Below are 8581 nucleotides of genomic sequence, written 5' to 3'. Positions count from 1 at the left end.
CAGGCGAGGCATTGTGGCTGTTACCTTCATGCGCGAGCGATAACCAGTTCAGAACTCGTAAACAAGTTGGCAATGCCTTCGTGAGTTCTGGAAAGCTGCAAGAGACCCAATTTTAATGCAATCACGGCGTTCTCTGCCTCTTTGGTTTGGAACGGTTGGCCTTGATATCTTTTGGCAACTCATTTTTGACGGGCCTTCAGGAAGGTACGTGTAGCAAAATTGAACGACCACAACATGGTCTTGGTTGTGGCTTTTGTGCGCGCGGCTACGTGTGAGGCCTCTTCGGAGTGGCGCTTCCAACCTAACTTTCGCGCATGTCATGTGCGGGATAGTTGGAATTTCTTGACGGGGGCCATAAAAAAATCTAACTATCTCGTATCCCAAGTGCGCGAAAGTTAAAATATTGCTCTATCTCATTGGCGAAAACCTCGACAAGGACCGTGCTCACTACCAAGCTGAGACAGGAAAGCTTGTTCAACTTATGCGAGGCGTCTATGTCGATGCCGACGCAGAAATAGATGCAATTGTTCTGCGGAATGCGGTGCGGATTGCGCATTATCTTTATCCAAAGGCGTATCTCTCGGCAGCCAGCGCCACTCTGCTCGCACCTACGCGAGATGGTCGCTTATTCATAAGCGGGAAACGAAATCAGCGTACTCGGATCAGGTCTCTGGAGATCATCCAGAACGTAGCGCCAGATCAGCCAGCGGTCGCGACTGCCATTGTCGATGATGGGGCAGGGGAGTTCAAAGTCGCCGTCTCGTCGATGCGGCAGCGATTTCTTGAAGCCTTTCGGCAACGCAGCGAGCACGCCAGCGCGATTGATGAAGGGATGCGGACCGAGATCGCCGCGCGTCTTATTGAAGAATACGGCAGCCCGACTGCCGCGGCGGATGCGGTTTGGGCGCTAGCGCGCGAAAACAAATGGTATCGCGAGGGGGAGCATACAGAGCGATATTTGTTGCGTTCTGCTGTTGCGGTGGATGTTCGCAACGAAGCAGCACTGACGTTCTCGGTTGCTTGGCATGGGCAAATCGTCGGTCAGCTGGGTCATGACGGTTTTGAATGGCGATGGCAGCCACAAGACAATTTCAACTTGCCGCTCGTGCAACAGCGGGTTCCTGGCAGGCTACCCCCCTTCATCCTCTCACTGTTGCCAGAGGGATGGCTCGAGAAAGTTCTCAAAGACAATGACGAGCGTGCGGTTCTGCGCTCGGGCAAACGATATATGTCCAACATTACGATCAGCGAAGACGCAGCCGAGCTCGCATCGCTCCCCGTAGACATGCTATCCGTGTCGTTGTCCCGATATGCCCGCGACGGTGTGTTTACCGGAAACTATGCCGGCCCCGGGCGCGGCAAGCTTGAAGCAGATTTCGAGGCCGGGCTGGCACGCCTTTATGAGAGGCCGGACACACCGCGCCTGTCTGGCGTTCAGATCAAGGCGCCAATGTACTTGGCGCAGGATGGTCAATTGTCGCCGAGCGCGGGCTTGCCGTTCACCCACATTTTGAAGCCCGCGGGAACCAGCGGATTTCAGGCGCTTCCCGTGATCGAGTATCTTGGCATGACTCTTGGCCGTGCTTCAGGATTGGCAGCACCTGAAATCGCTTTGGTCGCAATGCCGGATGACATGCCCCCTGCCTTATTGGTCGAGCGCTTTGATATTCGCACATCGCCCGAGGATGAACGCCGCTTTGCTTTGGAGGATCTGTGTTCGGTCCTCGACCTGCCCCCCGATGCGAAGTACGATGGAACAATCGAGAGGATAACGCGTGCAGTTCGACCGCTGTTGACATCTGCCGGGGAAGATATTCTACTGGTTGTAAAGCGCGCCCTCTTTGCTTGGTTGATCGGCGATGGCGACATGCACCTAAAGAACCTAGCGCTCTTAAAGATTGCCGATCCTAATGCCGATCGCTTCAGCACAATTCGCCTCGCGCCGCTCTATGATGCGGTCACGACGCGGGTCTTCCCGAGCCTTGAACATGATCGCATGGCCCTGAAGTTGAATGGCAAAGATGACCGGTTGCGGCGGCGTGATTTCATGCAGGTGGCGGCGATTGCCGGTTTAACTGCAACTGGTGTCGGCGAAGAGATTGATCATTTCTTGCTGCGCTTCGCTGAAGCCATAGACGGCGTTTCTTTACCTGATCTTGCTGGTCTGCACGGTGATATCAAGGAGCGGGCAGAGGCTATGCTCTCCCTGTGCAGGGAGCGGGTCGCGGCATTCTCATAAATATAGAGACTTGTGGGTCGCTTAAGCAAAGCGAAAATACTGAATTAAAAAAGAAAACTGTACTTCTACCTGAGCGATAGTGATTGCATCGCAAATCACGCAATCTAGTGTGTTCCGAAAGAGGGTTTCGTTAATGGCATCAGTTCTAAAGTTTTTTCGGATTCTATTTTTTTACGCGCTCTATTTTTTGTTGTGCGTGGTTGCCGTAGTGACTGTGTTTCAAGGCTGGCCCATGGGCGGTCAAATGCTCTTTGCCTTTGGATTACCTATCGTTTTGGTTTGGTGGCAAGAAAAGAGACGCTCCCGAAAAGTGGAAGCCAAAGTGCTTGAAGCGGGAAGCACAAACACAAGAGTAACTCAGTCCGCGCCAGCGGCCCGCGAAAGTGCCCACGAAAAACGCATCGAACGCGAGCGGGAAAGAACGCGTGAAGCGAATGCGGTTCAATCATCGTCGAGAACGCCACCCAAACCACCGAAACAGGACTATGCAGAAATCGTGCGTGCCGGCCAGTCTGCGGCACCAGAACTTTCGGCAATTGCAAAGCGGTATGAGAACCCGCGGCCAACAGCGCACAAACCGCAAACGAATTCACGTAAAAATGGCTGGATACCAGCGGCAGAGACCGTGACCGTTGCTGCGCGAGATATTGGCGGATTGGTCTATGTCGGCACGCCGCCATTGCTCAATCATCATGGCTATCGCGACAAATGCAGGGCCTACATCGACCCTTCTCTCTCCGTCGCGAGGACAGGGGACGATAGGGCAGGGGAGGGCATGTCATACTGGCCTGGGTATTCTGACATTTCAGCACGAAGCAGGGCGACCTATCTTGAATGGTTGGCAAGTGGCCGGTCTGACCCATCCTATGATCCGGGCTACATGTTCTTGTATTTTTACGGGCTAGAACGTCGATTTTTCGTCGATCAATCCAATGCTGATGCCAAGGATCATTGCGGAAGTCCGCAGATTGATTTCCGTCTATCCAGAAAACCATTCGGTGAAGCGATACTTGGGAGAATTTCTTGATATTGCGACACTTGCCGAAACAGAGTTTGAGGCGCTGGAGCCGATCTTTGAACGCCAGGGTTGGGAGCTTCCTTTTTCGCTGAAGTATGCGATTGGCGCGCGTCTTGATAAGGGAGAAAACCTGAGCGCGGACTGGGTTCTGAGCTGGTTGATGTGCCATCCAGAAAGCCATTTGCGCACGCCCGCTACGCGCTGCCGTGATGAATTCTTGGCGTTGTTCAAAATCCGATTTGAGGATCGCTTTCCCAATGGCCTAAAGGTCAGCAAGCCGCGCAAACATCTCAAAGCCACCTATCGCGCAGCCTCAAGCGAGTTTGAAGGAACTCTCAATCCGACGGCCGACGGCAAACCCGTTCCTGATATCTCCGGATTGCGAAAGCCGGTCGAGATTGCGCAGGAAGTTGCAGATGAAGTCATAGACGACCTTGATAAGCTGAGCCGCTATCTTGGTCGGAACCCCGAGGGCAGGGGAAGCATCGAAGCGCACGCCCTTTTGCCACTAGATCTGTGGATCCTGTTCCCGTCGACAGAAATGGAAGCGCTGAAAGAGTGGGCGAGGGGGATCATGCAGAGCGGCGGACTTATTCCGCTGGCCGACGTCATCGAAAAACTCGAAGGACAGCGCAGTACGAAAATTGGAAAGAGACAGCTAACAGGGGCGGCAGATGCTTTGGCGCGTCTTGGATTTGGGCTCGCACCTGATCCGCGCTTTGCACTGCGTTCACCGAAACCGGAAGAGCCGGTGGTTTTGTTTGATCTTGGCGAGCAGATCGAAAAGCTGGAAGATGTTTCGGCAAGCTATCAGACCGCGTTGATGGAGTTGGCCCTTGCCTCGTTTGTTGCCCATGCTGACGGGCGTATCGCCGAAGCTGAACGCAAAGCGTTGGAGACCCAAGTTGCAACTGTTGAGGGGCTCAGTGAGCAGGAAAGGCACCGGCTTCAGGCAAACATAGTTTGGTTCCTTGCCGTGCCGCCTGACATGACGCTGCTGCGCCGCAAACTCAAAGATGTTGGTGTGGAAGACCAAACGGCGATGCGTGCGGCCTTGGTGGGTGCGGCACACGCCGATGGTGTCATCCAATCCGAAGAAGTCGCCAGCATCGAAAAGGTGTACAAGGCATTGGGCCTTGATCCATCACTCGCCTATTCCGACCTTCACGCTGGTGAGATTGCAGACGCGCCACGCACTGTTCGTGCGGCCCAGCCGGGAAATTCTGGAGAGGCCATTCCTGAACTACAAAAGGCAACCGCGCCAGTGCTGGACGCATCACGGATCGCGGCCATTAGATCAGATACCGCGCGGGTGTCTTCGGTCCTAGGGCAGATATTTGAAGCCGAGGAAGAAGCAGAAGAGGGCAGGGACTCCAAGGATGTAACTTTGTTTGCTGGGCTAGGTGCAAAACATGGTGCACTGCTGTTGGATTTGGTGGGCCAAGAAAACTGGACCGAGGACGCGTTCGAACAGCTTTGTGGGAAGCATGGATTGATGCCGTCTGGTGCGTTGGAGGCCGTCAACGAGTGGGCCTTTGAAACTCATGATGAAGCCTTGCTGGACGAGTATGATGGATATGACGTGTCTCCGGAAATTGCGGATGCGGTAAAACAAAAATTAGAAGGGGAGGGGCGTCATGTCTAAATTGAAGCCACGTGAGCGCGATGCAATTGTTCAGGCTTTGCGGGCGGGAGTCGTGCCAAAGCTGGGCCTGCGTCATATTCAGGTAGGGCGCGTTCGTGAGATCGAAGAACTTGTGAAGGACATGGAACGCATCGCGGACGGAGGCTCTGCCATCCGTTTCGTGATCGGGGAGTATGGGTCTGGCAAAACCTTCTTTATGAATCTGATCCGTCTGGTAGCTTTAGAAAAAGGGCTAGTGGTGATGTTCGCTGACCTAGCACCCGACCGGCGTATTCACGCGACAGGTGGGCAAGCGCGCGGCCTCTACGCAGAGATGGCGCGCAACCTGTCAACGCGCACAAAGCCAGATGGTGGTGCTTTGGCCAGTGTGGTTGAGCGGTTTGTCAGCCAAGCGCACCGAGACGCCGAGGAAAAAGATGTGCCTACGGGCACCATCATTCGCGAGCGCTTGGGCCATTTTGAAGAACTCACTGGCGGTTTTGAATTTGCAGAGGTCATTCGCCGGTATTGGGAAGGCCATGAAAACGGGGATGACGAACTTAAGTCGGCAGCACTTCGTTGGCTGAGGGGAGAATTCGCAACCCGCACGGATGCGCGCAAAGCACTTGGCGTGCGCACGATTGTCGATGATTCGAGCGTTTACGATCATCTCAAGCTGATGTCGGCTTTTGTGTGCGAGGCGGGTTACAAAGGGCTGCTTGTCGGCTTTGATGAAATGGTAAACCTGTTCAAGCTCACATCGTCCCAGGCACGCAACGCGAACTACGAACAAATCCTGCGCATTTTGAATGACGTGCTTCAGGGTAGCGCCGAAAACCTTGGCTTCTTGATGGGGGGCACGCCAGAGTTTTTGATGAACACGCGCCGTGGGCTTTACAGCTACGAAGCCCTACAATCGCGGTTGGCAGAAAACACCTTCGCCCGTGATGGCCTTGTTGATTTGTCGGGGCCGGTTGTGCGGCTGGCCAGCCTGACGCCGGAAGATTTGTTTGTTCTATTGGCCAATGTCAGACGCGTCATGCAGGACGATGAAACGGCTTTGCCGGATATAGCGCTGGAAGCCTTTATGAACCATTGCTCGGACCGGATTGGAGAGGCCTATTTCAGGACGCCGCGCAATACCGTCACTGCTTTTGTGAATTTGCTGTCCGTGCTGGAGCAAAATCCAGGCGTTGAATGGAGTGACCTGATCGAGAAGATCGACGTCTCAGAAGACCGAGGCGAGGATATGAGCGAAGTAGAGGAAACGACTGGCGCTCAGCCGAGTGGTGACGACGATCTGATTAGCTTCAAGCTCTGAGCCTCGAGGATGAGCAGCGCCTTTGACCAACTTGCCCGCCCCGTCCAGAAGTGGATCAGACAGCAGGGTTGGCGTGAGCTGCGCGACATTCAGGCGCGTGCAATTCAGACTATTTATGAAACTGACAACGATCTCATCGTCGCGGCATCGACGGCCGGTGGTAAAACAGAGGCCGCATTTTTTCCATTGATCTCTCAGGTGCTGGATGCACCGGCAGAGGGCGGCGGGTTCGACGTGCTCTACATCGGACCACTCAAAGCGCTGATCACCGATCAGGCGGGGCGGCTGGAAGGCATCTGCCAAGAGGCGGAACTTCCAGTGGTGCCGTGGCACGGCGATGTGTCGCAATCGGTCAAAACGCGCGCGATGAAAAATCCCAAAGGGATTTTGCTCATCACGCCAGAGTCGCTGGAGGCATTGTTCGTACGTCGCGGCTTGGAAATCACGCGCCTGTTCGGTGCAACCCGAGCTGTGGTGATCGATGAATTGCACACTGTGCTCGATAGTGAGCGCGGGGTGCAATTGCGATCCCTGCTAACACGTCTTGAGTTGGCAATCAAAATGCCCATACGCCGGATTGGACTATCTGCGACGCTTGGCGATATGGACCTCGCCCGCGCTTATCTGCGGCCTGACAATGCGGAACACGTCACATTGATCGAAGCAGACGGCGGAGAAGCAGAACTGAAACTTCAGCTGCGTGGATATCTTTCCGGTGGAGAAGACGACAACACCCCGTCTGCCACAGACGCCGTCGCAGCGCACTTATTCGAGCATCTCCGGGGAAGTGACAATCTTGTTTTTGCCGGTGCCCGTCAACGTGTTGAAATTTACGCTGACCGCCTGCGCAATCTGTGCGAGCAAGAGTATCTTCCCCAAGAGTTTTATCCGCACCATGCTAGCCTTTCACGCGATCACCGCGATTTTGTTGAACGGCGCCTGAAAGATAACAGCAAACCGACCACGGCTGTCTGCACGTCCACTTTAGAGTTGGGTATCGATATCGGCGATGTAACATGTGTGGCGCAAATCGGCGCACCCTTCACCGTCGCAGCCCTGCGGCAGCGATTGGGACGTTCAGGACGCAGGGAGGGTCAGCCAGCCATCCTTCGACAATACGCGGTAGAAACGAGGCTGACTTCGGATAGCAGCTTTGTGGATCGTCTGAGACTAGGCCTGATCCGGTCGATTGCGATGATTGATCTGTTGTTGGAGGGCTGGTGTGAACCACCCAAGCCGCAAGCGCTGCATCTGTCGACACTTGTGCATCAGATCCTATCCGTAATCGCGCAGAGGGGAGGGGCACCAGCCAGTATTCTATACAGCGTGCTGTGTCGCGAAGGCCCGTTTCGGCAGGTCACCACAGCAATGTTCACGGATGTGCTGCGCGCGCTCGGTCATCCTGAAACTGGCTTGATAGAGCAGACAGACGGTGGTTTGTTGCTCTTGGGCCAAAACGGAGAGCGGCTAGTCGAGCATTATAGCTTCTATGCGGTGTTCAAGACGCCCGAAGAATACAGGCTGGTTTCAAACGGGCGGGATCTTGGAACATTGCCAATCGACAACATCCTCTCACCTGGGATGATGCTCATCTTTTCCGGACGCCGTTGGCTGGTTCAGGAAATCCATGACCGGGAAAAGGTAATTATGGTCAAACCTGCCAAAGCAGGTGTGCCGCCAGTGTTTGGTGGGGACCCGGGCGAGATCCATGACAAGGTAATCGCGCGCATGTTCGATGTGTTGGAGGGCGATACCAAGCCCCTCTACATGGACGCGAATGCGCTCGGAATGCTTGAGGAGGCGCGGCTGAACTATGCGCATATGGGATTTGTTAACACGTCGCTTGTCAATTTAGGCGAAGAAACCTCAATCATCGCAACACGAGTAGGGACACTGAAAACAACAACCTTGGCACTTGCGCTGAGAGGGTTTGGGTTCTCTGTCGAACAATATGATGGGTTCTTACAGGTGGAAGCAGGTGACGAGACCCCATCGCTAACCGAAGTTTGCAAAAGGATTGGAGAAGGTGAAAGCGTTGATCTATTTGCCGGCGCTGGTAACCTGTTGACTGAAAAGTTCCACCCGTATTTGACTCGCGAATTGTTGGAGTTGGATGCGGTTTCATCGAGGCTGGAACCAAAAAGGCTAGCCGCAGTGGTTGGGGGTTTCGTTTTTCGACCAGCTCATGCTTAAGCAAAGTTTTGAAACAGCCGCGAAAAATGCGGTCGAGATCACGCGTCGGTTGTTCAAATCGTGGGCAGAAAGCTCTAAAATATAGATGAGTGCATTCAGCTGCCGCCGAGGCATTGCCAACTTGTTTGCGCCGGCATGAAAGCTGCCTGGGGGGCGTCTGTCAGGCGGTCATTTCGAGAGCGTAAC

General features: G+C 54.4%; 4 protein-coding genes and 1 pseudogene. All 5 read left to right on the top strand.

All coding sequences use genetic code 11. The features are described 5' to 3' along the window. Positions 1-403 precede the first annotated feature (403 nt). Positions 404-2239 carry a type II toxin-antitoxin system HipA family toxin gene (locus tag Q1A06_RS20540; RefSeq protein WP_299567983.1) on the top strand — a complete coding sequence of 612 codons (1836 nt, stop codon included), beginning with the start codon at positions 404-406 and terminating at the stop codon, positions 2237-2239. Between the two features lie 133 nt (positions 2240-2372). Next, positions 2373-3393, top strand: a pseudogene (locus Q1A06_RS20535) (TerB N-terminal domain-containing protein); the annotation flags it as partial. A 24-nt stretch (positions 3394-3417) separates the two neighbouring features. Continuing rightward, positions 3418-4902: a tellurite resistance TerB C-terminal domain-containing protein gene (locus Q1A06_RS21115; protein ID WP_366523556.1), complete on the top strand. Its 1485-nt coding sequence runs from the start codon at positions 3418-3420 to the stop codon at positions 4900-4902. Then, the gene (locus Q1A06_RS20525; protein WP_299567982.1) at positions 4895-6202 is read left to right on the top strand and encodes an ATP-binding protein; all 1308 of its coding nucleotides are present in this window, start codon (positions 4895-4897) and stop codon (positions 6200-6202) included. The genes Q1A06_RS21115 and Q1A06_RS20525 overlap by 8 nt, the downstream gene beginning before the upstream one ends. Positions 6203-6211: 9 nt before the next feature. Continuing rightward, positions 6212-8395 (top strand): DEAD/DEAH box helicase, encoded by a 2184-nt coding sequence (locus tag Q1A06_RS20520; protein ID WP_299567981.1) that lies wholly within the window; start codon positions 6212-6214, stop codon positions 8393-8395. Positions 8396-8581: the final 186 nt, after the last annotated feature.

Origin of the sequence: uncultured Sulfitobacter sp. (assembly GCF_947497275.1) — a bacterium.
Classification (GTDB): Bacteria; Pseudomonadota; Alphaproteobacteria; order Rhodobacterales; family Rhodobacteraceae; genus Sulfitobacter.
Note: the sequence above shows the minus strand (reverse complement) of the source record. Positions and strands in the feature narration are given on the sequence as shown.

Bases quoted from the DNA above. Each gene is read 5' to 3' on its own strand.
- Q1A06_RS20520 (WP_299567981.1), top strand. From the start codon at position 6,212: ATGAGCAGCGCCTTTGACCAACTTGCCCGCCCCGTCCAGAAGTGGATC.
- Q1A06_RS21115 (WP_366523556.1), top strand. From the start codon at position 3,418: ATGTGCCATCCAGAAAGCCATTTGCGCACGCCCGCTACGCGCTGCCGT.
- Q1A06_RS20525 (WP_299567982.1), top strand. From the start codon at position 4,895: ATGTCTAAATTGAAGCCACGTGAGCGCGATGCAATTGTTCAGGCTTTG.